This window comes from Lysinibacillus sp. FSL K6-0232 (genome assembly GCF_038008325.1).
In the GTDB taxonomy this organism is placed as follows: Bacteria; Bacillota; Bacilli; order Bacillales_A; family Planococcaceae; genus Lysinibacillus.
The window spans coordinates 2,651,113-2,676,341 of sequence record NZ_JBBOYW010000001.1 but is presented as its reverse complement, the minus strand read 5'-3'; the positions used below and the strand labels follow the sequence as shown (position 1 = coordinate 2,676,341).

Below are 25,229 nucleotides of genomic sequence, written 5' to 3'. Positions count from 1 at the left end.
TTCGGTATAATAGCCTTCGTAAGGAAGTGAGAAGATGATTCTATCAAAAAAAAGATGGCAGGTGGAGCGCCCAGATGCCACACTTGTACAAGCATTGCAAAATGACTTACAACTTTCTGCGATTGCAGCGAAAATTTTAGCGGCAAGAGGCTGTGAAACAACAGCAGATGCAGAGAGCTTAATAAATATGACTGAGACAAGTATACATGATCCATTGCTAATGAAAGGTATGGCTGAAGCAGTGGCACGAATTGAGCAAGCATTAGATAATGGAGAGAAAATCTTGATTTATGGCGATTATGACGCGGGTGCGACACGTTTCTAAGTGAAAAGCTTAGACACTAGATTTTCTAGGAGAACTGATTCCTTGATAGGTGGAATGATAGGGTAACGCCTTGAAACGCCTACTCTGATACTCCGACATGCTTTTACCAAGGTTAAGTAGGAAAGTATGAAGCTCGGTGAAGTCGGCAGAGAGATACCGTAAGTTTACGATAATGGTAAATCACGAAAGCTGTCTAGAGGTAGATGGTGTATCCTATATGCCGGGAGTCCATAAAATATCTATGGTTAGAATGTGCTGCATAAGCACTGACGAATCTCTGAATGTACGGATCTAGACGTAGACATTGTAGAAATGCAATGGGTGGCAATGCCATCGTATGTGTGGGTAAGTAAGAATCTGGCGTTATGAAAGCCCATAGCTTGTTACAGGCAAGTTCCAGCATACAGGACTATAGGAGAAACCTAAGGATATATGTAGGGATAAAGGAATCGGAACGTGGAAAGCGGAGGATGTGGAGGTATTAACCTACCTGTGAAGCAGTTCAATATATAAAGGGGCAACCTATTAAAATTGATTAACTTTCCGTGAGAGTGGAGTCACAGTACCATTGAAACCGTGATAATAAGCGGTGGAGGGATAGGCTCTAGTCGGAACTTTCAAAGACTTATAAATGCATAACAAATCACAGATTCGAGTATGACTAATAGAATCACCACTTGAGAAGGGGCTGATGTCTGTGGCGAATTCACGAATCGCAAAACATGTTAAAAAGTCCAAACTAAGAAATATGGAATACTACAGCATGCAAGATACATTCGATATGCTGTATGACCATAGTTCAAGAGGTAGTAACTTTAAATAAAAGAAATTATTAAGGGTATTCGAGATGATAGTGGCTCAAACGACCAAGCAAGAAAAATTGCATTATACAGCTCAACTGTAATAGGGCTTCATCAATATTTCCGTATAGCCACAATGATAGCTGAGGATATGGGAAACATTGCGTATGAAATCAATGCATGTTTAAAAGACCATCGAATGAAACGGCGAATCAAGAAGGCGGGTGTTATTACATCCGACTTTATTAAGAAAGAATACGGAAAAAGCAAACAACTTAGATTTATATCAGGAGCACCGTTTCTACCTATTGGCTACATTAAACACAAAAGTCCAATAATGAAACGCAATGTAGTAAATGCATATACAAAAGAAGGTAGAGAAGAAATTCATAGAAATCTATCTACTATTGATGTCAATATACTACGCTTTTTAATGGAACATCCAATTCCACAACGAAGTATTGAATATAATGATAATCGTATTGCATTATATTGTGCATAAAGAGGTAAATGTTATGTAACAGCGCAAGAATTAAATCCGATGACTTTACATTGACATCATAAAGTACCACGATTGCAAGGTAGTACTGATGAATATAAAAACCTCTGCATAGTTGATAAAGAAATACATATCTTGATACATGCAAAAGATGAAGCAGTAATCCCAAAATATAAAGCTTTAATAATGAACATCAGTATGTTAAGTAAGCTAAATACGCTAAGAAAGAAACTTGAACTAGAAGCATTAACAATCTAAATTTGGACGATTAGACATAGTAAACAATAAAGTGAATTCTGTTAAGTTATGTAGATTACAAAAGTTTTGAATGTTTTCGATGGAACGCCGTGTGAGGTGAAAATCTCATGCACGGTGTGAAGTGGGGGAAAAGCTGGAGATGACTTCAAAGGCTTACCTATCACTATATGGAATCACAAGCACAACCGTGATGTTAAATGTTCTGCTTGATCTTGGGGCAGATGTATCGTTTAAGATACCGAATCGTTTTATTCATGGCTATGGCCCGCATGAGGCATTATTCCGTGAAGCCTATGATGAGGGTGTACAGTTAATTATTACAGTGGACAATGGCATATCAGGTATTGAGCCGATTCGCATGGCAAAGGAGCTAGGCATGGATGTGATTGTAACGGATCACCATGAGCCGGGTGAGGAGCTGCCGCCAGCAGATATTATTTTACATCCTCGTATACCAGAGGGGCATTATCCATTTGGGGAGCTTGCGGGAGTTGGAGTAGCCTTTAAGCTAGCACATGCGCTTTACGGAGAATTGCCAACCCATTTGCTTGAGTTTGTTGCGATTGGTACGGTAGCGGATTTAGTGCCACTTGTGGATGAAAATCGTTATCTTGTGAAGCGTGGCATACAGGAAATGCGCCGTTCTCTTAGTCCGTGGGTGCAGGCGATGTGTGATGTAGCAAGCACAGAGCAGGCAAAAATTAATGAAGAAACGATAGGCTTTTATTTTGGCCCACGCTTAAATGCTGTTGGACGACTTGGGGAAGCGGCTCCTGGCGTTCATCTATTAATGGCTGAGGATAGTGCCAAAGCAGCTGCCTTGGCAAAGCAACTTAATGCCTGCAATGCAGAGCGCAAAGACCTGGTGAAAAGCATTACAGATGAAGCTGTTGCCTTAATTGAAGCAGATAAAAAGATTGGCGATTCCTTAGTGCTTGTTGTGGCAGGTGAAGGCTGGAATGCAGGGGTTGTTGGTATTGTCGCCTCGCGTTTAGTTGAACTGTATTATCGCCCAACCATTGTGCTATCACTTGATGCAGAGAAAGGTATAGCGAAAGGCTCTGCTCGTAGTATTGAAGGCTTCCATCTATATAATGAGCTTGCTAAAAATCGAGATATTTTGCCGCATTTCGGTGGACATCCTATGGCTGCAGGTATGACCTTATCATTAGAGCATGTGGATGAACTACGTACTCGCTTAGATGCTCAGGCAAGAGCCTGTTTAACAGAGGAGCAATTAACACCTGTTGTTCATATTGATATCCCGCTGCGCCTTGATGAAATTTCAGCAGATGCCATTGAGGAAATTGCTATGCTTGGTCCATTTGGTACAGATTTTCCAAAGCCTACGTATGTGCTGGAAGATGTAGAAATTGCATCGATGCGTAAAATCGGGGCAGCTGATAACCATATTAAAATGGAGCTAACAGATGGTTATGAAAAGCTAGATAGTGTTGGCTTTAATAAAGGACATTTACACGATGAGCTAACATACGGCATTAAGGTGTCCTTTATAGGAGATTTACAAATTAATGAATGGCAAGGACGCAAAAAGGCTCAATTTATGATTGAGGATGTACAAACAACAGAATGGCAATTATTTGATATTCGAGGTATTCGTCAAACAGCTCGTTGGTTGAATACAGTGCCAAAAGATGTTGCCATATTTATTGCCTTTCGTCCAGAAACGATGACATATTATCAATCATTAATTGGTGCACCAATTGTGGTGGTTGATCCTGCCCTATCAAATATTGAGCAAAGTGATTATATTGTGCTATTAGATTTGCCACAAAGTATTGAGAGATTAGAGGCGGTTTTACAGAAAACAAAGCCTTCGCGTATTTATGCGCATTTTTATATACCAGATTCACAATACTTTAGCGGTTTACCTACTCGTGAGCAATTTGCTTGGTATTATAAATTTTTGAAAAATCGACCAGCCTTTCCGCTTAATATGCATATTGCCGATTTAGCCAAGCATACAGGATGGCCATTAGAAGCATTAAAATTTATGACACAGGTGTTTTTTGAGCTCGGTTTTGTTAAAATGGAGAATGGACTGACAACTGTCAACGTGAATGTCCCAAAACAAGCACTAACAGAGGCACCGTCTTACAAACACCGTTCACAGCAGATTGAAATGGAGCAAAAATTAGTTTATGCCCCCTATATTGAATTAAAACAATGGTTTGATGAACGATTACAGAACTAGACGAAAACGTTTCGTAGGAGGAACAATTACATGGATTTAAAGCAATATGTTACAACGGTTGAAAACTGGCCAAAAGAGGGCATTACCTTCAGAGATATCACAACAATTATGGATAATGGTCCTGCCTATAAATATGCAACAGATCAAATTGTCGAGTATGCCAAAGAATTAGGTGCTGAAATTATCGTAGGCCCTGAAGCTCGCGGTTTTATTATTGGTTGCCCTGTAGCCTATGCACTGCAAATTGGCTTTGCTCCTGTCCGTAAGCCTGGCAAATTACCACGAGAAGTGATTAGTGTAGATTACGGTCTTGAATATGGACAAGATACATTAACAATGCATAAGGATGCCATTAAGCCAGAGCAAAAAGTATTGATTTGTGATGATTTACTGGCAACTGGTGGTACAGTAGAGGCGACTGTTCGCTTAATAGAGCAATTAGGCGGACAAGTAGTAGGCTGTGCATTTTTAATTGAGCTTGTAGAATTAAATGGTCGTGCAAAGCTTGGCGACTTAGATATTAAAGCGCTTATCCAATATTAAGAGGGTTAAAGAATCCGCCTAGCATGAAGGTCTTTCACTTCATGTTAGGCATTTTTTATTATATGTTATCTTCTTCATCATAGGACTTGATAATTTTTTGCAGTGTTTGCAAAGTATCGTAGAAATCTGTGTACTTTTCGATACCAATATCGTCAATTACTCTCCTTTGAATAGCTTGCCAAATAGGTCTTGCTTCATTGAGCTTTGCGAAGCCCTTATCAGTAAGCGTAATATTTTTACTGCGAGCATCTTGCGTATCCTTTGTTAGCTGTACATAATCTTGTTCCTTTAATAGACGGATATTGCGTGTAACAGTTGTTTGGTCAAGCTGCAAAATATCACCTAAGCGACTAATCGACACAGCTTGGTAATGAGCGATGTTTGCCAGCATGGAATATTGTGTGATTTTTAAACCTGTAGGCTGAAGTAGCTTATCATATAATTGCGTGACAACCCTTGTTTTTTTTCGAAGGTTTGCACAAACACATATTTGTGTATAATCTATGTTTTTCATAGCCTTACACTCCTTTAAAAAATTCAACTTATGTCAAGTATACACCGAAGAGCTGGAAATCCCTTCTTGACAGCTCTTCTTATTACCTTCATTATATATGTATATACATACTTTTAACAATAGACATAGAAAAGTAGGTGTCTTTATGAAACGTATTCATTATAGCTGGCTAATTTTAGTTGTTACTTTTTTTTCAATTATTGTAGCGGGGATTACAATTTCCTCAGCAGGTGTTTTTATAGACCCTCTTGAAAGGGAATTCCATTGGGAACGTTCAACAATTGCCTTAGCATTTGCCATCAGCTTATTTTTGTATGGTATATCGGGACCGTTTATGGCAGCGTTACTTGAAATTATAGGCTTAAAGAAAATGATGTTAAGCGCAATGGCTACGTTGATGGTCGGGATGGCGTTCACTTTTATTATGAGTCAAGCATGGCAGTTAATCATAATCTGGGGAGGTATAATTGGTCTTGGTGCAAGCCTCTTTTTAACAGTGCTAAGCCCGTATGTGGCTAATCATTGGTTTGTGAAGCGAAGAGGGCTAGCGGTTGGTATTTTAACGGCTAGCACAGCAACAGGTCAATTAATTTTATTGCCAGTTTTAGCTATGATGATTGAACACTATTCTTGGAGAGGTGCCATCAGCTTAATTCTTATTCTTAGTGCCATTATGTTTATGCTGATTGCCATTGTCATTAAAAACAAACCGCAGGATATAGGTATCACGCCGTATGGGCAGGAAGGTGTGGTAGAGGAACAGCCTGTTCATATTAATAAAAATCCAATTACGATTGCCTTTAATGGTTTGTTAGCGGCAGTTAAAGTAAAAGCATTTTGGCTATTGGCAGGTAGCTTTTTTATTTGTGGGCTATCAACAAGTGGACTAATTGGTACGCATTTTGTTTCTTATTGTATTAGCTTTGGCATCCCTTTAGTGACCGCTGCATCATTGCTATCATTTATGGGTGTCTTTAATTTACTTGGGACAACAATCTCAGGCTGGCTATCTGATCGTTTTGACAATCGTTGGCTATTGTTTTGGTATTATTTATTAAGAGGGACTTCTTTATTATTACTGCCGTATGCACTTGCACAAGGGTCACTTATTTTATTAACAATTTTTGCAATATTTTATGGACTTGATTGGATTGCTACAGTGCCGCCAACCATTAGCATTACACGCCAAACATTTGGTATGCAGCAAAGTAGTGTCATCTATGGCTGGATATTTGCAGCACACCAAGTAGGGGCCGCCGTTGCTGCATATGGAGGGGGACTTATTTATAAGTTTTTCAATGCTTATACATGGGCATTTTTCCTTGCAGGTCTATTTTGTGCCATGGCGAGTTTATGTGTGATTATTATTAAAAAGCAACCTAAAGCGCATTTATAATGAAAAAGTTGAACACCGATAAAAGGGTTCAACTTTTTTTGACTTATTTCAAACAAAAGTTTATAATACAAACAAATATAATAAAAGGTGATGCTATGAATGAAAGAGAACAGGCGGTGCTTGCTTTAATTCGCCAAAATCCGTTTATGTCTCAGCAGGAGATGGCAGATGCTATGAATCTGTCGCGTCCTGTGCTTGCGAATTTAGTGTCGAATTTAATGAAGCAAGGAAAAATTGTAGGTCGTGCATATATTTTACCTGAAGAAAATGAAATTATTTGTATCGGGGGAGCTAATTTAGACCGTAAATTTCATGTGAAGGGCAATGTTCAATTTGGGACATCCAATCCTGCGAGCTCTTCCTTTAGTGTAGGAGGCGTTGGTCGCAATATTGCTGAAAACTTAGGCAGATTAAACCATCAAGTAACGTTATTGACAACGGCTGGTAAGGATGCCGATTGGCAAGTTATTCAAGAGGCTTCTGAGCCCTTTATGAATTTACGTTATGTGGAGCAGCTACCAGAGGCTTCTACTGGTTCCTATACAGCCATTATGGATGAGCAGGGAGAGCTAGCGTTAGCTGTCGCGAATATGGAGGTTTATGACCTTCTGCTACCGAGTTTGTTACAGAAATATGAAACAATGCTTGTCAATGCTGGCTGCTTTATTTTGGATTTAAATTGTCCAAAAGAAACAGTGGCTTATATGCAGCAAGTAGCGATTGCGCGTGCTATCCCACTTGTTATTGTGCCTGTATCCTCACCTAAAATGAATCGCTTACCTGAAACATTGCAGGGTGTCACATGGTTTATTTGCAACACAGATGAGGCAGAAACAATTGTTGGACATCCAATTGACAACGCTACCCATTATGAAAAGGCATTACACAAGCTTCTGCAGCTAGGAGCTGAGCATGCTGTTATCACAGCGGGCAGCAGGGGTGTCTATGCAGCATCTGCCACAATTGCACCAAGTCATTTTGCTGCGAAGGCAATAGACAAAATTGAGGATGTCACAGGCGCAGGAGATGCCTTTGTCAGTGCGGTTATCCATAGCTGGCTGACAGGGCAAGCTTTTACAACATGTATTGATGCTGGGCTAACAAATGCTAAAAATACGCTGGCATCTCCTTATACTGTAAGACCAGAATTATCAGTTGATGTGTTAAAAAGTGAAATGGAGGAATAACAACATGAAAGAATTTATCGTATTATCAGAGGAAGTAAAAGCAGGACAAGCAAAGGGCTTACCAATCGTTGCATTAGAATCAACAATTATTTCACATGGTATGCCATACCCGCAAAACGTACAAACTGCACGAGAAGTCGAGCAAATTATTCGTGATAATGGTGCAGTGCCAGCGACAATTGCCTTAATTGATGGCAAAATAAAAATTGGTTTATCGGATGAAGAGCTTGAAATGTTTGGCAATGCGCAAGATGTAGCAAAAGCTTCTCGTCGTGACTTAGGCTATTTACTTGCAACGAAAAAATTAGGTGCTACAACAGTTGCAGCGACAATGATTTGTGCAGAGCTTGCAGGTATCGAAATTTTTGTAACAGGTGGTATTGGTGGCGTACACCGCGGTGCGGAAACAACAATGGATATTTCGGCTGACTTAGAAGAATTAGCACAAACAAATGTAGCCGTTATTTGTGCAGGAGCAAAATCTATTTTAGATATTGGTTTAACATTAGAGTATCTTGAAACGAAAGGCGTACCAGTTGCTGGCTATGGTACGGCTGAATTACCAGCATTCTATACACGTCAAAGTGGCTTTGATGTAAACTTCCAGCTTGATACACCAGAGGAAGTTGCTGAAATGCTACGTGCGAAATGGCAATTAGGCTTAAAAGGTGGCGCTGTGATCGCAAATCCAATTCCAGAAGCGGATGCATTAGAGCATGCATTTATTACAGCTATTATTGAAAAAGCTTTAGTAGAAGCTGAAGAGAATGGTATTCAAGGTAAAAATGTTACACCATTCTTACTTGGAAAAGTAAAGGAGCTAACAGAAGGCAAAAGCCTTGATGCAAATATTGCATTGGTGAAAAATAATGCAGTAGTAGGTGCAAAAATTGCTGTAGCCTATAATCAACTACATTAATTTATTTATGTACGCTTTTTCATAGAATATTAGCAAAATAAAAGGCTCTTTGCGGTTGAATCGCAAAGGGCCTTTTTCAGTAGCATTTACATTATTTTTTGCTATTTTTCAAACTGTTCACGAGATTAACGCAACTAAATGATACACTCCCTTTACAAGCGACACCAATGTTTTATACAATTAAGCTTATATCTAATCTGAAAAATTTGACGAGCAAGGTGGACATGTTATGGCGAAAGAGCAAATTTTGACTCCTGAGGACGTTTTTGAGTTGGTCAAATCCTACATGAATGCTGAAAATGTCGCATTCGTGAAAAAAGCATATGAAGTAGCAAGGGATGCTCATATTGAGCAATTCCGTAGCTCTGGTGAACCGTATATTATTCACCCAGTACAAGTAGCAGGTATTCTCGCTGAATTACAAATGGACCCAGCAACTGTAGCGGCAGGTTTTTTACATGATGTTGTCGAAGATACGGATGTTACACGGGATGATTTGGTACGGGAATTTGGTGAAGAGGTAGCCGTGCTTGTTGACGGTGTAACAAAGTTAGGGAAAATTAAATATTTATCAAAAGAAGCACAGCAAGCAGAAAATCATCGAAAAATGTTTGTAGCAATGGCACAGGATATTCGTGTGATTTTAATTAAGCTAGCAGACCGTCTTCATAATATGCGTACATTAAAGCACTTACCTGCTGAAAAACAACGACGCATTTCAAAAGAAACATTAGAAATTTTTGCACCACTTGCACATCGTCTTGGAATTTCGGCTGTTAAATGGGAGCTTGAAGATACAGCACTTCGCTATTTAAATCCACAGCAATATTACCGTATTGTTAGTTTGATGAAGAAAAAGCGAGAAGAACGTGAAGCTTATCTAGAGAATGTAATGGCTGAAATGAAGTCACAGCTAGCAGAGGTCGAAATTGAGGCAGATATATATGGTCGACCAAAACATATTTATAGTATTTATCGCAAAATGGTACTGCAAAAAAAGCAGTTTAATGAGATTTATGATTTATTAGCCATTCGTGTACTTGTCGATAGCATTAAAGATTGCTATGCCGTGTTAGGAATTGTTCATACATTGTGGAAGCCAATGCCAGGTCGCTTTAAAGACTATATAGCGATGCCAAAGCAAAACTTGTATCAATCCTTGCATACAACAGTCATAGGACCTTATGGCGACCCATTAGAGGTACAGATTCGCACAAAGGAAATGCATCAAATTGCTGAGTACGGGATTGCAGCACACTGGGCATATAAAGAGGGTAGAAAGGTCGATCAACAAAAGCAAAATGTCGATCAAAAACTAACATGGTTCCGTGAAATTTTAGAATTCCAAAATGAATCATCCAATGCTGAGGAATTTATGGAATCCTTAAAATTTGATTTATTTTCTGATATGGTTTACGTCTTTACACCTGAGGGCGATGTTATTGAGTTGCCAGCAGGCTCTGTTCCGATTGATTTTGCCTATCGTGTCCATTCAGAGGTTGGAAATCGTACAATTGGTGCAAAGGTTAACGGTAAAATGGTGCCGCTTGATACACCATTAAAAACAGGCGATATTATTGAAATTTTAACATCTAAGCAATCCTTTGGACCAAGCCGTGATTGGCTAAAGATAGCTCAATCCTCACAGGCAAAAAATAAAATTAAACAATTCTTTAAACGTCATTTGCGCGAAGAAAATATTGTCAAAGGAAAAGATATGATTGAAAAAGAAATTCGTGCACAAGATTTCGATTTAAAGGAAACGATGTCAGCAGAAAACTTAAAACGTGTTTGTGATAAGTTTAATTATACAAACGAAGATGACTTATATGCGGCAGTTGGCATGAATGGTATTACTGCACAGCAAGTTGTGAATCGTTTAGCCGAAAAACGTCGCAAAGAGCGTGAGCAGGAAGAAGCCTTAGAGAAAATCGAACAAAAAATGAAAAATCCGGTTCCCCAAAAACGCACAGAATCAGGTGTCATTGTCAAGGGGATTGATAACATGCTGATTCGCCTGTCACGCTGCTGTACGCCTGTGCCTGGCGATGATATTGTAGGCTTTATTACAAAGGGTAGAGGTGTATCTGTGCACCGTGCTGACTGTCCAAATATTCAAGTGGAAGATGAGCAGGAGCGTTTAATAGAGGTTGAATGGGAGCATGGTATAACACCTGTGAAAAAAGAATACCCTGTTGATATTGAAGTGTCAGCGTTTGATCGACCGGGAATTTTAAACGAAGTGATGCAAATTGTTAGTGAAGCAAAAACAAATATTTTAGCGGTCAGTGGACGTGCTGATCACGATAAAATCGCAACCATTCATTTAACGATTGCCATTTCAGATATTTCGCATTTGCATAAAGTTGTTGAACGAATTAAACAAACACCTGATATTTATTCGGTACAGCGTGTGATCAATTAATCGTAAGCAACATAGATAGGATTGGAGTTTGAACGCATGAAAGTAGTATTACAGCGCAGTAAGGCTGCCTCTGTTACAGTGGATGGAACTGTGACGGGAGCGATTGATCAAGGCTATGTACTTTTAGTGGGGATTACACAGGGAGATACACAGGAGGACATCGCCTATTTAGCTAAAAAAATAGCGAATTTACGCCTTTGGGAAGATGCTGAGGGGAAAATGAATCATTCCATTTTAGAGCATGGAGGCGCTATTTTATCTGTTTCACAATTTACGTTATATGGGGATGTCAAAAAGGGGAATCGACCAAGCTTTACAGGTGCAGCAAGACCAGAAGTAGCAGAACCACTATGGGAAGCTTTTAATCAAGCATTACGTGAGCATGGCTTACAGGTGGAAACAGGTATTTTTGGTGCAATGATGGATGTGGCACTCATTAATGATGGTCCAGTAACAATACTTCTAGAATCAAAATAATGGTACATTTCCTATCATTCCTTCATATACTAAAGAGTATGGTTAGTTTTGTAGGAAGGAGTGTCTTAAATATGACGCAGATGGAAAGTATATCAAATCCATATTTATACGAAACGCTTAAAATGATGGTTGGTCAGGCAATTGTTGTGCAAACAGAAAAAAGTATTCAGCAAGGTATTCTAATGTCGATACTACCTGACCATATTGTGTTAGAAATAAGTCGTACAGCTTTCTTTATTGCGATGGAGGAAATTGTATGGGTAACATTGGATACAAGTAAAAAATAAATGTATAGGAACCTTTCAATCATGGATGATGGAAGGTTCTTTTTTATGGCTCGTAATGATGCTTTTAAAATAATAGAAAATTAATACTTTACAATAAATTTAAACTAATGTATATTTATTTTCAATTAACGACATATAGCGACAAAAGGGATTGATAGGTGCTAATGTCTAACTTAAGTAAAGTTGGTGTTTAAATGGAAGAAGAGCAAGTAGTAAAAAAGAAAAGTTGGTTGAAAGTACCTCATACATATACCATTATTTTTGCTATTATTTTTCTAGCAGGTATTGCGAGCTATATTATTCCAGCAGGTGAGTTTGAGCGTGTAGAGGATGAAGAAGGGCGAATGCTCGTTGTCGATGGTAGTTACCATCAGATTGAAAGTGATCCTGTATCATTTTTCGAAGTGTTTACAGCGGTTCCGATGGGGTTGGAAAAAGGGGCTCAAATTATCTTCTATATTTTCTTGGTAAGTGGTGTATTTGGGATTATTCGTTCCACAGGAGCTATTGAAGCAGGTGTCTATAAAGGTGTAAAAGCTTTAGAGGGCAGAGAAAAGCTACTAATACCGTTATCAATGATTTTATTCTCTGTTGGTGGCTTTACAATGGGAATGGCTGAGGAAACAATTATTTTTGTTCCGATTGGTGTCGCAATCGCCCGTGCAATGGGCTTTGATGCTGTAACAGGAACAGCGATGATCACACTTGGTGCGGCTAGTGGATTTTTTGGAGGAATGCTTAATCCCTTTACAGTAGGTGTGGCGCAATCATTAGCAGATGTACCGCTGTTCTCAGGAATTGGCTTCCGTGCTGTTGTCTATGTGTTTGTGCTAGCCTTTGCTATTTTTTATGTATCTCGTTATGCCTTTAAGGTGAAAAAGAATCCACAGGCTAGTGTTATTTATGATATTGAGCAAAAGGCTAAATCGACTGTGGCTACGCTTGATATTCCTTCATTAACAGGAAAACATAAACTAGTATTTCTTGTAATGGCTTGTGGGATTGGTTTTAATATTTACGGAGTCTTTAATTGGGGCTGGTTTTTAACGCAGTTAACCGCATCATTTTTAATTATGGGTCTTATTGCAGGGCTTATTGGTGGGTTAAAGCCTGCCACTATTTTTGATTCCTTTATTGAGGGCGCAAAGGCTGTTACATTTGGTGCGTTAATTGTTGGGTTTGCTCGTGCTATTACTGTCGTATTAGAGCAAGGGAAAATTATTGATACAATCGTCTATGCGGCATCAGAAACAATCGGTCATTTGCCACATGCGATCAGTGCAATTGGTATGTTATTTATTCAAGCAATCTTAAACCTATTTATTTCATCAGGCAGTGGACAGGCAGCTGCAACAATGCCTATTATGATTCCGATTACAGATTTATTAGGATTAGAGCGACAAGTAGCTGTCTTAGCCTTCCAATATGGAGATTCATTAACAAACTCTATTATTCCTACCTCATCTGCATTAATGGCTTATTTAGCTGTTGCAGGTATCCCTTATGAAAAGTGGATCAAATTTATTTGGAAAATGATTCTTGGCTGGGCTATTATCGCATGTATTGCGTTAGTTGTTGCAGTAGCATTAGGAATTTCATAGGAAAAAGGGGAGTTCAAATAATTTTTGAACTCCCCTTTTCTGTGCGAAAGCGAAGCGACAGCAACAAAATATTTTTCTGTGCGAAAGCGAAGCGACAGCAACAAAAATGTTTATCTGTGCGAAAGCGAAGCGACAGCAACAAAAATGTTTATCTGTGCGAAAGCGAAGCGACAGCAACAAAATGTTTTCTGTGCGAAAGCGAAGCGACAGCAACAAAAATGTTTATCTGTGCGAAAGCGAAGCGACAGCAACAAAATGTTTTCTGTGCGAAAGCGAAGCGACAGCAACAAAAATGTTTATCTGTGCGAAAGCGAAGCGACAGCAACAAAATATTTTTCTGTGCGAAAGCGAAGCGACAGCAACAAAATATTTTTCTGTGCGAAAGCGAAGCGACAGCAACAAAATATTTTTCTGTGCGAAAGCGAAGCGACAGCAACAAAATATTTTTCTGTGCGAAAGCGAAGCGACAGCAACAAAATGTTTTCTGTGCGAAAGCGAAGCGACAGCAACAAAATATTTTTCTGTGCGAAAGCGAAGCGACAGCAACAAAATGTTTTCTGTGCGAAAGCGAAGCGACAGCAACAAAATGTTTTCTGTGCGAAAGCGAAGCGACAGCAACAAAATGTTTTCTGTGCGAAAGCGAAGCGACAGCAACAAAATGTTTTCTGTGCGAAAGCGAAGCGACAGCAACAAAATGTTTTCTGTGCGAAAGCGAAGCGACAGCAACAAAATATTTTTCTGTGCGAAAGCGAAGCGACAGCAACAAAATGTTTTCTGTGCGAAAGCGAAGCGACAGCAACAAAATGTTTTCTGTGCGAAAGCGAAGCGACAGCAACAAAATGTTTTCTGTGCGAAAGCGAAGCGACAGCAACAAAAATGTTTATCTGTGCGAAAGCTTTTGATTATTCTTCATTATTAAAATAGTTTAAAATGCCTTGATAAAGACCAAGTGTTGCTTGCTCACGGAATTTAGCCGTTGTAATTACTCGTTCCTCACTTGAATTACTCAGGAAGCCTAGCTCAACAAGAACAGCTTTTTGGCGATTTTCTCGTAGCACTAAAAAATTGCCTTGTTGTGTGCCACGATCTCTTAAATCAACCTTACTAGCAAGTCCATCATGAATCGCTTCTGCAAGCCCTTTTTGATTGCTATTCATATAGTAGGAAGTAAAGCCATTAATTGAGCTATCGTCAGTTGCATCATAATGAATGCTAATAAATGCATCTGCCTCATATTGATGGGCAATGGATACACGCTTTCTTAATGCTACATATTCATCAGATTCCCTTGTCATGACCACATTTGCACCAGCAGCACTCAACTTGGAAGCAAGAAGCGTGGCTGTTTTTAACGTAATATCCTTTTCCTCTGTACCACGTTGACCCGTTGTGCCATGGTCATTTCCTCCATGACCAGCATCCACCACGATCGTTAGTCCGTTTAATGTTCCTTTTTTACGAGGCGTTGTCTGTTCTTTTTGAGAGACAGTTGTTTTATCGGCACTTGTTGTGACAACCGAATTCGCAACAAAGGCTGTTCCGTCATCCAATTGTATTTCATAAAAATCATTTTTAACGCCTACAATTGGATAGGTTTTACCCGCATCGACACGCTCCACTACATCAGAGGCTGTTGAGGCATCTGTACGCAAGTTTGTCCCATTGTAGATAATTGTAACGGACTCTACTTCTTTTGAAGAGGAGGCTTTCGATGTGCTTTTTACCTGATTTGAAAATGTACCATAAAAGCTATAGACCCATCCTGTTTTTTTCTTATCATATTGAATTTGTACCCAATTATGCTCATGTGCAAGCACCTTAAAGGCCTGACCTTTTGTAACAGTGCCAACTTTTTTAGCATTTAAGTCTGGCTTTTTACGAACATTGAGGGTGTCTACTAAAATGGTAAAGGTCGTATCTTTATTAATAGTTGGTGTAGATACTTCTACAGTGTCCTCTTTGGATTCAGGTTCTTGTTTTTGCTCTTGTTCTTGTTCAGGGGAGCTGTCGTTAATCGTTACATAATCTTTAGAAACCCAGCCTGTTAGCCCATTCCAATCAATTTTAGCCCAGCCATCATTTTCTTTTAGCAGATTTGCTTGATTTCCTGTAGAAAGCTGCCCAAGAACAGCTGAAGAAATGTCTGGCTCTGTTCGAATATTTAAACGATCCACCTGTGCGATAACAGTTTTATGAATGCTTTGTGTAGCATTTGTCGATGTTGTGAGCCAAGAGGCAACCCAACCTTCATAGCTCCCAGCTTTTACTTGAATCCAATCACCTTCACGACCAATAGAGGTTAGTGGGTCACCTTCTTCTAACGTCGTAATAATGGGATAGGATAATCCGGGTCCCTCACGTAAATGAAGAATCGTCCCAGCTACTTTCAAGTCACTAGTATCAGCAAATGCGTTTTGAATATAGCCCTTATTTGGAAACGTAATTGTTACCATGAGTATAAAGATAATGATACTATGTAAAATTTTTTTCCTCATCAGATTCCTCCTATTCCTTGTGTTATTTTATCATGCTTTTATACGAGAATTCGTGGTAAAAAGGTAATGGAATTTGCTATTTTCGTAACTGTTTTATGAAAAATACAAAAATAGTTGACATTAGCTTACCTAGTGACTAACATAAAGAGTAATCGAAAAATGATTAATCGCTTATGACCAAGCAAGTAGCGTATACCTCTATTGGAAAAGAGAGGGAAAGACTTAGGCTGCAATCTTTCCTACAAAAACGTATAGCGCGAATAACACTTGAGAGGCTTTTTTCTGAAAGGTATGACTTAGTAGGAAAAAACGGAATCGGCCGTTATCCGATTATGAGGAGGACACATGCTATTATTTGTGTCAACTAGGGTGGAACCGCGGAAGCTAATACAGCTCTCGTCCCTTGCAATTGCAAGGTGACGGGAGCTTTTTTTGATTCACTCAATTTGGATGAGCATTCGCTCAAAAGTGATAAAGAACCACTCAATGCAAGGGAGAATTTGCTCTAAAGCAGTGGGGAACCACTCAAATTTAAAAGGAAACTCGCTCAAAAGTAGTGAAGAGTCACTTAATTCCAAGGTCCCCTGCTACATCATAAGCAATCTATACAGGAGGGAATTACATGAGTTTTAAAGTGCCACGAGGGACACAAGATATTTTGCCGGGGCAGTCTGAAAAATGGCAAAAGGTTGAAGCAATTATTCGTGATATTTGCCGTGTGTACCGTTATAACGAAATCCGTACACCTATTTTTGAGCAAACGGAGTTATTTGCACGTGGTGTTGGTGAAACAACGGATGTTGTGCAAAAAGAAATGTATACATTTGAGGATCGTGGGGGACGTTCATTAACATTACGTCCAGAAAATACAGCAGGTGTTGTACGTGCCTATGTCGAGCATAAAATGTTTGGTGCGCCTGATCAACCAGTAAAACTTTCTTATTTAGGACCAATGTTCCGCTATGAACGACAACAAGCTGGGCGCTATCGTCAGTTTGTCCAATTTGGTGTAGAAGCCATTGGTTCAGCAGACCCTGCAATAGATGCAGAAGTTATTGCTCTTGCCATGGATATTTATGAATCAGTAGGCTTAAAGGATTTAAAATTAGTGATTAACTCCCTTGGTGATAAAGTGACACGTGATACACACCGCACAGCTCTATTACAACATTTTGAGCCGCATATCCATGAGTTCTGCACAGATTGTCAAAATCGTTTACAGAAAAATCCATTACGTATTTTAGATTGTAAGGTGGACCGTGAGCATCCATTAATGCAAACAGCTCCAGCATTAACAGACTTCCTGACTGAAGAATCAGCCGCTTATTTTGCACAAGTAAAAACATATTTAGATACACTTGGCATTACATATGAGGTTGATCCAAACCTTGTAAGAGGGCTTGATTATTACAATCATACAACATTTGAAATTATGTCTACAGCGTCAGGCTTTGGTGCGATTACAACGCTTTGTGGTGGCGGACGCTATAATGGCTTAGTCCAAGAGATTGGTGGTCCAGATGTACCGGGGATTGGTTTTGCTTTAAGTATTGAACGCTTATTATTAGCACTTGAAGCAGAGGGTGTTGAATTAGATACAGCATCAGGGCTAGATGTTTATGTTATTGCAATGGGCGATGAAGCGAAACAAAAGGCTGTAGAATTAACAAGTACATTCCGTGCGAAGGGTCTTGCGACAGAAATGGACTATTTAGACCGTAAAATGAAAGCACAAATGAAATCTGCAGACCGCCTAGGTGCAAAATATACGCTTGTTCTTGGTGAAACAGAGCTTGAGGAGCAGGCGGCAACAGTGAAACAGATGGAATCTGGAGAACAACAAAAAGTTGCATTTTCAGAATTAGTAAATTACCTATTACAACAATCATAAAACCGAATTGAAGAGATTTTGGAGGAATTAACTATGGCTACAAGAACACATGCTAGTAACGAACTATCGGAAGCGTTACAGGGTGAAAAAGTTGTATTAAAAGGATGGGTGCAGCGTCGTCGTGACCTTGGTGGGTTGATTTTTATTGATTTACGTGATCGTACTGGTATTACACAAGTTGTGTTTAGTCCTGATGTTGCAGAAGCACATGCATTAGCGGATAAAGTGCGCAATGAATATGTGATTGAAGTAGAAGGAACAGTGCTGCTTCGCGCTGAGGATCAAATTAATCCAAATGTACCAAATGGTAAAATCGAAGTAGAAGCGACAAAATTAGTTGTCATTAATACAGCAAAAACAACACCATTCCAAATTGAAGATCGCACAGATGTATCAGAGGACCTACGTTTAAAATATCGTTATCTTGACCTTCGTCGTCCAGTGATGTTCGATACATTTAAAATGCGTTCAGATGTTACGCGTACAATTCGTAACTTCCTACAAAACGAAGGCTTTTTAGAGGTAGAAACACCAATTTTAACTAAATCTACACCAGAGGGCGCTCGTGACTATCTAGTGCCATCACGTGTTCATGAAGGTGAATTTTATGCATTGCCACAATCACCTCAATTATTTAAGCAATTATTAATGGTTGCTGGCTTTGAAAAATACTTCCAAATTGCGCGCTGCTTCCGTGATGAAGACTTACGTGCTGACCGTCAGCCAGAGTTTACACAGGTTGATATTGAAACAAGCTTCTTGACGCAGGAAGAAGTATTAGAAATGAACGAGCGCTTAATTCAGGCGGTTATGAAAGAAGTAAAAGGCATTGATATTCCTGCACCATTCCAGCGCATGAAATATCAAGAGGCGATGGATCGTTATGGTTCAGATAAGCCAGATGTACGCTTTGGCTTAGAGTTAGTGGCATTAAATGATATTTTTGATGGCTGTAGCTTTAAAGTGTTTGCGGATACTGTAGCACAAGGCAAACAAGTAAAAGGTATTAATATTAAAGGAGCAGCGGATAACTATTCTCGTAAGGATATGGACGAGCTAACAAAATTCGTTGGCATCTATGGTGCAAAAGGTCTTGCTTGGTTAAAGGTAACAGAAGAAGGCTTGAATGGCCCAATTGCAAAATTCTTTGATGAAGCATTAACAACAGCATTAATTGAACGTATGGGAGCAGAAGTTGGCGATATTTTAGTATTTGTAGCGGACAAAGCATCTGTTGTAGCCGCTGCATTGGGAGCACTTCGTACAAAATTAGGGCAAGACTTAAACTTAATCGATGAATCACAATTTGCTTTCCTATGGATTACTGACTGGCCATTATTTGAATACTCGGAGGAAGATGGACGCTACTATGCAGCGCATCATCCATTTACACGACCATTTGATGAAGATATCCCATTAATGGATACAGATCCTTCAGCAGTACGAGCACAAGCATATGATATCGTCTTAAACGGCTACGAACTTGGTGGTGGCTCATTACGTATTTACGAACGTGATCTACAAGAAAAAATGTTTGAATTACTTGGCTTCTCAGAAGAAGAGGCACAAGCACAATTTGGCTTCTTATTAGAGGCGTTTGAATATGGTGTACCACCACATGCGGGCCTTGCTTTTGGTCTTGACCGTTTTGTGATGCTATTAGCAGGTCGTACAAATTTACGTGATACCATTGCATTTCCGAAAACAGCAAGTGCAAGCTGCTTGCTAACAGAAGCACCAAGTGAAGTATCACCTGACCAATTAAGTGAGCTAAGCTTGGCAATTAAAGCATTTAGAAAATAATCAATATTACAAAATACCTGGATTTTCTAGCAAAAATTGCTGGGATTCTAGGTATTTTTTGCGTTTTTATAAAAAACAAAGTTTATAAGAGAAAATCGTTTGAATTATCAGAAAAGGGATGGTATGATATCTGTAATACGAATCCTGATGTGTTTGTCTAACTGCTAACGCTACTTCACAGTTTTGACCGAACATTATTGAATCGGGAGCCTTTATTTTGTAGCGGCAAACATGCCCCTATTTAAGGGGACGTTTAAAGCTATAAAGCGGGCACCCACCTGCGAATTGCGGGTTCAAAACGAATGTTTTTTGGCATTACGGCACAATCGGGATTCGTCCTATACATAAGCAAAAAGAGAGCGATGCTAGGTGCAAGCTCTTTTTTTATTGTTGCAAGCAGAAAAATTGAGAGAATAGCAAGCGATTCCTTTTTATTTTCGTGAAAGTAGCCTATAATTGGAATAGATTAAAATACGCTTTAAACCCTCATTATAATAGCGTTTTATCGTTATTGTTATCACCAACATTATATGAGGCAATAAGGATGGTGCAAGCGTTGGTAGAGAAGAATTCTCCTATACCTATTTATATACAAATAGAAGAAATTATTAAGCAACGGATTGATTTAGAGGAATATAGAATTGGTGAAACAATTCCTTCCGAGCGAGAGCTATCATTACAGTTTAATGTTAGTAGAATGACTGTTCGTCAAGCGATTACAAATCTTGTGAATAGCGGTTTGTTGTATCGAGAAAAAGGAAGAGGAACATATGTAGCGAATCCGAAATTAGAGCAGCCATTGCAAGGGTTAACAAGCTTTACCGAGGATATGCGTGCAAGAGGGATGGAGCCGAGCAGTAAGGTGTTGCGTTTTGAAAAAATAATGCCGCCAGTGGATATTGCAAAGGATTTAATGATATCGCCTAAAGAAGAAGTCTTCTTTGTTGTGCGAATTCGAAATGCTGATGCACAACCAATGGCTATTGAAAGAACGTATATTCCTGTTAAAATTTATCCAAAATTAGATGAACAACAATTAATGGGCTCTCTTTATGCATTAATTGAAACAGCATCTCACCAAAAAATTGGCAATGCGATTCAACAAATGGAGGCAGCCATCGTTTCTAAAGAGGATAGTAAATTATTGCAAATTCATCCAACAGCGCCTGTGTTAATTATTAAACGGACTAGTTATTTATCAGACGGTAAGCCATTTGAGCTTGTGCGTAGTACGTACCGAGCGGATCGCTATAAATTTACAAGTGAAATTAAAAGGTGATTATATGCATGCATATTTTTCTGAAATCGAAAAGTTAATCGAGATTGTCAAGAAACAGGAGGCTGCTTGTATTCAGGAAGCAGCACAAATTATAATACAACGCCTTCAGAAGGGTGGCATTATTCAATTATTTGGCTGTGGTCATTCTTACCTTTTAGCACAGGAGGCTTTTTATCGTGCTGGTGGTTTAGTGCCTGTGCGACCAATTTTTATTGAACCTTTAACATTACAGGCAGGAGCCTTAGCCTCATCTGAAAATGAAAAAGACCCAACGATTATTGAACGGTATAAGGAGCAATTTGACTTTCATGAACACGACACATGTATTGTGATTTCAACCTCAGGAAGAAATGCAGCTCCTATTGATGCGGCATTATTAGCAAAGGATGCAGGCGTATTTGTCCTCTCCCTGCAATCACTTGCCTATAGCGAACAGTCAGCACACCATCAGAGCGGCCAACGCTTAGAGGAGGTTGTTGACCTTGTGCTAAATACACATATACCAATTGGTGATGGTATATTGCATTGGCATCATATGCAATATGCACCTGCCTCAACCGTTATTGGCTCGCTTTTATTAAATGCGTTGTTTAGTGAAGTTATTGAGCAAATGGCACAATCATCAACAGCATTACCTGTCTTTATTAGCAATAATGTTGATGCAGATGGATCTTATAATGAACGGATGATTGCCAAATATCAACATCGCATTAAATTTACATGAAAATGGAGGCATTATAAATGAAAAAAACGTATAAAATTACGACATCAGAAGGCGTTCATGCAAGACCAGCAGCATTACTTGTAGCTGCCGTAACACCATTTGAAAGTGATGTTGAATTAAAGCATAATAACAGGTCTGTTAATTTAAAATCTATTATGGGTGTGATGTCCTTAGGAGTAACACCAGGTAGTGTAGTAGAAATTACAGCTAATGGACCAGATGCTGAAAAATTATTGCAAACAGTAACAGAGCTAATCGTATCGAAGGCAATCGGAGAAGAATGCTAATTGCTGGAGAAAATTGCTCAATGTAGAGTAGATTTCGCTCAATAACAGCGGACAAGCGCTCAAATGAGGGCACGACCTACTTAATTTATTATAATAGAACTTATGGGGGTAAATGGATTTGCTAAGAAATCTATTTATCCCTTTTAAATTTTTACTTGCTAAATACCTTGAGAAAATGTAAGATAGGCTTGCTTTATCTTAGCATTTAACTAGGTTTACTAATAAAATTTCATAGATGGAGAGTGTCAGGATGTTACATCAATTTTCACGTAACGAGCTCGCTATAGGAACAGAGGGGCTTGAGAAATTAAAAAATACAACAGTAGCCATTCTTGGTGTAGGTGGTGTTGGGTCATTTGCCGCTGAAGCATGTGCAAGAAGTGGCATCGGTCGCATTATTTTAGTGGATAAGGACAATGTAGATATTACCAATGTTAATAGACAATTAGTGGCGTATCTTTCTACAATCGGTAAGTCTAAATCAGCGATTATGAAGGAACGTATTGCCGATATTAATCCAGCATGTGAAGTGATTGATATGCATATGTTTTACACAGAAGAAACATATGAAGAATTTTTTGCACAAGGCATTGATTATGTGATTGATGCTAGTGATACAGTGATGTATAAAATTCATATTATGAAAGAATGTCTAAAGCGTAATATCCCGATTATCTCTAGTATGGGTGCGGCAAATAAAATGGACCCTACTCGCTTCCAAATTGCTGATATATCAAAAACACATACAGACCCTCTAGCTAAAATCATACGTACAAAGCTACGCAAAGAAGGAATTCATAAAGGTGTAACAGTTGTCTTTTCAGATGAAAGCCCAATTGTTGTGCGTCCAGATGTTGTGGAGCATGTAGGAAAGCCTGATGCAGCAATTCGTAAAGCAAAAATGCCGCCTTCTTCCAATGCCTTTGTACCTTCAGTGGCAGGCTTAATTGCGGCAAGCTGGGTTGTGAACACTATTTTACAAGATGTAAAAATTACACGTGTACAAGGTTAATCGTATTGAAAAATAGTTGCCTTTCTCATTGTGAGGCAGCTATTTTTTGTATGTTACAATAAGGGCACTGTAAAGGGGGGCGTTTGTAAATGGAGAAAATTTATCAAATGGAGTATAAAGGCTTAAATCTTTTCGATGAAATTAGTACAGTAGAGTTGGCGATAGATGAACAGCAGCAAACGATCCATATTTTTGATATTGGACAGGTTGTTAGCCCGATTTTTAACTTTGATGTATCTGCCTATGAGCCATCAGATGGTTTTTATCAAATGGCAGATATACTTCGACATAAACGAATATTAACAAATCAGCAAACCGCTAGTGATATAACGCTTAATGAATGGTTAATACAGAACAAAGCCTATTTTTATCGTCCAAAACAGCGCATCATAAAATATGCACAGGGAAGCATTCTCGAAATCATTGATCAGGCAAAGGACTTAGGTCTTTTTGACGACTATGTACAAAAAATATAATTTTATCAAAATAGTTCGCGTTATGTATATAAAATGCTAATAATTCACGAAATTGTCTTATTTTTTTCATGTACTCCCTTATCTATTTGGTTTATTGCTATAATTTGAGTAATACCAATGGATAATCAATTGTTTGGGATGTTCAAAGCTACTCAGTGAATAGCCATGACGTTAAAATAACAAATGATATGGGAGAGTGAGAAAAATGGAAATTCAAGTAATTCGTGACCATCTAGATATTGTAAAGCTTCAAGAGAAAATGAATGATATTGTATTTGATTATTTGGATACTTCTAATAATTACCCAAAGGCGATGAGAGAGTTAAATCCTTTATATAGACAAGCAACAACTTTTTATAAAGAGTATATTGATAAACGAGCAGGGGAGTTACCGAATGCGAATACGTATTGGCATTTATTCGTCGACTGCTATGCAAAGCTATGCTATTTTTTAGCAGAAGCAACCTATTATTCATCGAATGCCCTACAAAAAACGCCTGAACAGGTGGAGCATTTATTAAAAGTAGCTGCCTATTCGCTGCCAAATATTGTACAGGAAGAGAATGAACAATTACTAACGGCTATTTTTGACCTTATGATGGAAGTTCTAGAGGATAAAGAAAAAGTGGCAGTGATACGCAATGAAGTTCTTGCACAGCAAGGTGACATAAAGCAATGTCTTCTTCAGCTTAAAGTATTTGTCGATCATGAAATATCTGCGTAAACAATACAACCAACTTTTGCTTTGAAAATAGCTTATACGTTTAGAATCTATATGACTTCTACAATGATATTTTGTTTTTCTACAACATTTGCTGTTGAAAAATAGGATGGATGAAGTTTCATAGATTCTTTTTTTATCTTGGTTTAGCAAATTCTTTATGTATCGAAAGCATTGGTGACAGGTACAATTACACTGGAGCGTAATTGATTGTACAGAAAGTAAAAAGCTATGTTTTGGAAAAGGTATTTATAATTTTTTGTCGAATTATAGTTAAAAACAGGTAATTTGTATAGTGTGAGTCTGTAAACTTGGAATGAAGGGGGCTAGGCAATGCTTGTAAATGGTATCGAAATAGATGTAGCAAATTTGGAAAAACCACTATTACTTGTGAGTGAGGAAGATGAGCTTTTATTTCAACGACTACTACAGCCAACGATTGAGCATCAGCTTATTCAATGTCAATTAGCACTCTCTACAAGGAAATCCATTTCATTGGTAAAGGATATTTGGCTAGCAATGTACAGAGATCGAGAAAAATTATATGTCAATAGCGGTCATGCCATGTTGTATCCGGTTCGTTTAATTTTATTTGAATTAGTGACACAGGCAGAGTATTTCCAACGTTTAGCAAAAAAATCACGCGGTGACGAATGCCTTTCCTTTATGTATGCGGTCATTCTTTTACAATTTGTGTTGCAGTGGCTGAAGGAGCGTTTTCGTGATAATCAAGAGGTCTATAGTACACTAAGGTTGCTCTATCGAGTGAGTGATGATGAAGTACGTCAAGAGCAATGTTTTGAAACAAGAGAGCAAAAAGTGGCACAGGCTGTTGCGGTTAAAGCTATTCGCTTTGAAGTGCGGGAACATACACAAGAATTTACAAGTCTTTTGTATCAATCGTATAAATTGATTGCATTTTTGCATAATAAAGTAAATGAAGAAGGTGGGGAAAAACCAATTTTGCCCTCACTTCGCAATATAGCAGAAACATTAAATCGATTTTATCAAGAGCGCTACACAACAAATAACCCTAGCTTTACAGGATAATTGCTTAAACAGCTTATCCTGTTTTTTTGTATAAAAAGTAACATC

Annotated in this window: 23 protein-coding genes, 1 other RNA gene and 1 other annotated feature; of the genes, 22 read left to right on the top strand and 2 right to left on the bottom strand. The window is 38.6% G+C overall.

The window, feature by feature from the left end; translation table 11 throughout:
* Positions 1–34 precede the first annotated feature (34 nt).
* From MHB42_RS13050 to MHB42_RS13035, 4 genes are all read left to right on the top strand, one after another.
* On the top strand, positions 35–325 hold the full coding sequence (locus MHB42_RS13050; RefSeq protein WP_340806677.1) for a single-stranded DNA-binding protein: 291 nt from the start codon (positions 35–37) through the stop codon (positions 323–325).
* 936 nt (positions 326–1,261) lie between these two features.
* A complete protein-coding gene (locus MHB42_RS13045; protein ID WP_340806675.1) occupies positions 1,262–1,627 on the top strand; it encodes a hypothetical protein in 366 nt (121 codons plus the stop codon).
* A gap of 394 nt (positions 1,628–2,021) precedes the next feature.
* The gene (gene recJ / locus MHB42_RS13040; protein WP_340806674.1) at positions 2,022–4,097 is read left to right on the top strand and encodes a single-stranded-DNA-specific exonuclease RecJ; all 2,076 of its coding nucleotides are present in this window, start codon (positions 2,022–2,024) and stop codon (positions 4,095–4,097) included.
* A 30-nt stretch (positions 4,098–4,127) separates the two neighbouring features.
* On the top strand, positions 4,128–4,640 hold the full coding sequence (locus MHB42_RS13035; protein WP_340806673.1) for an adenine phosphoribosyltransferase: 513 nt from the start codon (positions 4,128–4,130) through the stop codon (positions 4,638–4,640).
* Positions 4,641–4,698: 58 nt separating this feature from the next.
* Here the strand turns inward: MHB42_RS13035 and MHB42_RS13030 are convergent, their stop codons facing one another.
* A complete protein-coding gene (locus MHB42_RS13030; RefSeq protein ID WP_340806672.1) occupies positions 4,699–5,154 on the bottom strand; it encodes a MarR family winged helix-turn-helix transcriptional regulator in 456 nt (151 codons plus the stop codon).
* A gap of 145 nt (positions 5,155–5,299) precedes the next feature.
* Here MHB42_RS13030 and MHB42_RS13025 point away from each other — a divergent pair, with 145 nt between their 5' ends.
* The 8 genes from MHB42_RS13025 to MHB42_RS12990 all read left to right on the top strand — a co-directional run bounded on the left by MHB42_RS13025 (position 5,300) and on the right by MHB42_RS12990 (position 14,370).
* On the top strand, positions 5,300–6,550 hold the full coding sequence (locus MHB42_RS13025; protein WP_340806669.1) for an MFS transporter: 1,251 nt from the start codon (positions 5,300–5,302) through the stop codon (positions 6,548–6,550).
* A 95-nt stretch (positions 6,551–6,645) separates the two neighbouring features.
* The gene (locus MHB42_RS13020; protein WP_340806667.1) at positions 6,646–7,737 is read left to right on the top strand and encodes a carbohydrate kinase; all 1,092 of its coding nucleotides are present in this window, start codon (positions 6,646–6,648) and stop codon (positions 7,735–7,737) included.
* A 4-nt stretch (positions 7,738–7,741) separates the two neighbouring features.
* Positions 7,742–8,656: a pseudouridine-5'-phosphate glycosidase gene (locus MHB42_RS13015; protein WP_340806666.1), complete on the top strand. Its 915-nt coding sequence runs from the start codon at positions 7,742–7,744 to the stop codon at positions 8,654–8,656.
* A gap of 229 nt (positions 8,657–8,885) precedes the next feature.
* The gene (locus MHB42_RS13010) at positions 8,886–11,081 is read left to right on the top strand and encodes a RelA/SpoT family protein (RefSeq protein ID WP_340806665.1); all 2,196 of its coding nucleotides are present in this window, start codon (positions 8,886–8,888) and stop codon (positions 11,079–11,081) included.
* Positions 11,082–11,117: 36 nt separating this feature from the next.
* Positions 11,118–11,558, top strand: a complete 441-nt coding sequence (dtd, locus tag MHB42_RS13005; RefSeq protein ID WP_340806664.1) for a D-aminoacyl-tRNA deacylase — start codon at positions 11,118–11,120, stop codon at positions 11,556–11,558.
* Between the two features lie 71 nt (positions 11,559–11,629).
* Positions 11,630–11,845, top strand: a complete 216-nt coding sequence (locus MHB42_RS13000; protein WP_340806662.1) for a DUF2642 domain-containing protein — start codon at positions 11,630–11,632, stop codon at positions 11,843–11,845.
* A 194-nt stretch (positions 11,846–12,039) separates the two neighbouring features.
* On the top strand, positions 12,040–13,446 hold the full coding sequence (locus tag MHB42_RS12995; protein ID WP_340806661.1) for a YfcC family protein: 1,407 nt from the start codon (positions 12,040–12,042) through the stop codon (positions 13,444–13,446).
* A gap of 24 nt (positions 13,447–13,470) precedes the next feature.
* The gene (locus MHB42_RS12990) at positions 13,471–14,370 is read left to right on the top strand and encodes a hypothetical protein (RefSeq protein ID WP_340806660.1); all 900 of its coding nucleotides are present in this window, start codon (positions 13,471–13,473) and stop codon (positions 14,368–14,370) included.
* Here MHB42_RS12990 and MHB42_RS12985 read toward each other — a convergent pair.
* The gene (locus MHB42_RS12985; protein WP_340806659.1) at positions 14,349–15,941 is read right to left on the bottom strand and encodes an SH3 domain-containing protein; all 1,593 of its coding nucleotides are present in this window, start codon (positions 15,939–15,941) and stop codon (positions 14,349–14,351) included. The genes MHB42_RS12990 and MHB42_RS12985 overlap by 22 nt on opposite strands.
* Positions 15,942–16,105: 164 nt before the next feature.
* Positions 16,106–16,348 (top strand) — a binding site (T-box leader).
* 215 nt (positions 16,349–16,563) lie between these two features.
* Here MHB42_RS12985 and hisS point away from each other — a divergent pair.
* The 10 genes from hisS to MHB42_RS12935 all read left to right on the top strand — a co-directional run bounded on the left by hisS (position 16,564) and on the right by MHB42_RS12935 (position 25,184).
* Positions 16,564–17,832: a histidine--tRNA ligase gene (hisS, locus tag MHB42_RS12980; RefSeq protein WP_340806657.1), complete on the top strand. Its 1,269-nt coding sequence runs from the start codon at positions 16,564–16,566 to the stop codon at positions 17,830–17,832.
* A gap of 33 nt (positions 17,833–17,865) precedes the next feature.
* Positions 17,866–19,635 carry an aspartate--tRNA ligase gene (aspS, locus tag MHB42_RS12975; RefSeq protein WP_340806655.1) on the top strand — a complete coding sequence of 590 codons (1,770 nt, stop codon included), beginning with the start codon at positions 17,866–17,868 and terminating at the stop codon, positions 19,633–19,635.
* A gap of 138 nt (positions 19,636–19,773) precedes the next feature.
* Positions 19,774–19,972, top strand: a non-coding RNA gene (gene ssrS, locus MHB42_RS12970) — 6S RNA.
* 219 nt (positions 19,973–20,191) lie between these two features.
* Positions 20,192–20,914, top strand: a complete 723-nt coding sequence (locus tag MHB42_RS12965) for a GntR family transcriptional regulator (RefSeq protein ID WP_402895622.1) — start codon at positions 20,192–20,194, stop codon at positions 20,912–20,914.
* Positions 20,915–20,918: 4 nt separating this feature from the next.
* Positions 20,919–21,638: an SIS domain-containing protein gene (locus tag MHB42_RS12960; protein WP_340806652.1), complete on the top strand. Its 720-nt coding sequence runs from the start codon at positions 20,919–20,921 to the stop codon at positions 21,636–21,638.
* Between the two features lie 17 nt (positions 21,639–21,655).
* A complete protein-coding gene (locus tag MHB42_RS12955) occupies positions 21,656–21,925 on the top strand; it encodes an HPr family phosphocarrier protein (protein WP_340806650.1) in 270 nt (89 codons plus the stop codon).
* A gap of 250 nt (positions 21,926–22,175) precedes the next feature.
* Positions 22,176–22,937: a tRNA threonylcarbamoyladenosine dehydratase gene (locus tag MHB42_RS12950; protein ID WP_340806648.1), complete on the top strand. Its 762-nt coding sequence runs from the start codon at positions 22,176–22,178 to the stop codon at positions 22,935–22,937.
* 89 nt (positions 22,938–23,026) lie between these two features.
* Positions 23,027–23,413, top strand: coding sequence for a hypothetical protein (locus MHB42_RS12945; RefSeq protein ID WP_340806647.1), 387 nt, complete (start codon positions 23,027–23,029; stop codon positions 23,411–23,413).
* 205 nt (positions 23,414–23,618) lie between these two features.
* Entirely contained in the window at positions 23,619–24,137 is a 519-nt protein-coding gene (locus tag MHB42_RS12940) for a hypothetical protein (protein WP_340806646.1), read from the top strand.
* 330 nt (positions 24,138–24,467) lie between these two features.
* Positions 24,468–25,184, top strand: coding sequence for a hypothetical protein (locus MHB42_RS12935; protein ID WP_340806645.1), 717 nt, complete (start codon positions 24,468–24,470; stop codon positions 25,182–25,184).
* Positions 25,185–25,229 lie beyond the last annotated feature (45 nt).

Excerpts from the sequence above, each read along its gene's own strand:
- MHB42_RS13050 (WP_340806677.1), top strand. The coding sequence starts at position 35 with ATGATTCTATCAAAAAAAAGATGGCAGGTGGAGCGCCCAGATGCCACA.
- MHB42_RS13045 (WP_340806675.1), top strand. The coding sequence starts at position 1,262 with ATGATAGCTGAGGATATGGGAAACATTGCGTATGAAATCAATGCATGT.
- recJ (WP_340806674.1), top strand. The coding sequence starts at position 2,022 with ATGACTTCAAAGGCTTACCTATCACTATATGGAATCACAAGCACAACC.
- MHB42_RS13035 (WP_340806673.1), top strand. The coding sequence starts at position 4,128 with ATGGATTTAAAGCAATATGTTACAACGGTTGAAAACTGGCCAAAAGAG.
- MHB42_RS13030 (WP_340806672.1), bottom strand. The coding sequence starts at position 5,154 with ATGAAAAACATAGATTATACACAAATATGTGTTTGTGCAAACCTTCGA.
- MHB42_RS13025 (WP_340806669.1), top strand. The coding sequence starts at position 5,300 with ATGAAACGTATTCATTATAGCTGGCTAATTTTAGTTGTTACTTTTTTT.
- MHB42_RS13020 (WP_340806667.1), top strand. The coding sequence starts at position 6,646 with ATGAATGAAAGAGAACAGGCGGTGCTTGCTTTAATTCGCCAAAATCCG.
- MHB42_RS13015 (WP_340806666.1), top strand. The coding sequence starts at position 7,742 with ATGAAAGAATTTATCGTATTATCAGAGGAAGTAAAAGCAGGACAAGCA.
- MHB42_RS13010 (WP_340806665.1), top strand. The coding sequence starts at position 8,886 with ATGGCGAAAGAGCAAATTTTGACTCCTGAGGACGTTTTTGAGTTGGTC.
- dtd (WP_340806664.1), top strand. The coding sequence starts at position 11,118 with ATGAAAGTAGTATTACAGCGCAGTAAGGCTGCCTCTGTTACAGTGGAT.
- MHB42_RS13000 (WP_340806662.1), top strand. The coding sequence starts at position 11,630 with ATGACGCAGATGGAAAGTATATCAAATCCATATTTATACGAAACGCTT.
- MHB42_RS12995 (WP_340806661.1), top strand. The coding sequence starts at position 12,040 with ATGGAAGAAGAGCAAGTAGTAAAAAAGAAAAGTTGGTTGAAAGTACCT.
- MHB42_RS12985 (WP_340806659.1), bottom strand. The coding sequence starts at position 15,941 with ATGAGGAAAAAAATTTTACATAGTATCATTATCTTTATACTCATGGTA.
- hisS (WP_340806657.1), top strand. The coding sequence starts at position 16,564 with ATGAGTTTTAAAGTGCCACGAGGGACACAAGATATTTTGCCGGGGCAG.
- aspS (WP_340806655.1), top strand. The coding sequence starts at position 17,866 with ATGGCTACAAGAACACATGCTAGTAACGAACTATCGGAAGCGTTACAG.
- MHB42_RS12960 (WP_340806652.1), top strand. The coding sequence starts at position 20,919 with ATGCATGCATATTTTTCTGAAATCGAAAAGTTAATCGAGATTGTCAAG.
- MHB42_RS12955 (WP_340806650.1), top strand. The coding sequence starts at position 21,656 with ATGAAAAAAACGTATAAAATTACGACATCAGAAGGCGTTCATGCAAGA.
- MHB42_RS12950 (WP_340806648.1), top strand. The coding sequence starts at position 22,176 with ATGTTACATCAATTTTCACGTAACGAGCTCGCTATAGGAACAGAGGGG.
- MHB42_RS12945 (WP_340806647.1), top strand. The coding sequence starts at position 23,027 with ATGGAGAAAATTTATCAAATGGAGTATAAAGGCTTAAATCTTTTCGAT.
- MHB42_RS12940 (WP_340806646.1), top strand. The coding sequence starts at position 23,619 with ATGGAAATTCAAGTAATTCGTGACCATCTAGATATTGTAAAGCTTCAA.
- MHB42_RS12935 (WP_340806645.1), top strand. The coding sequence starts at position 24,468 with ATGCTTGTAAATGGTATCGAAATAGATGTAGCAAATTTGGAAAAACCA.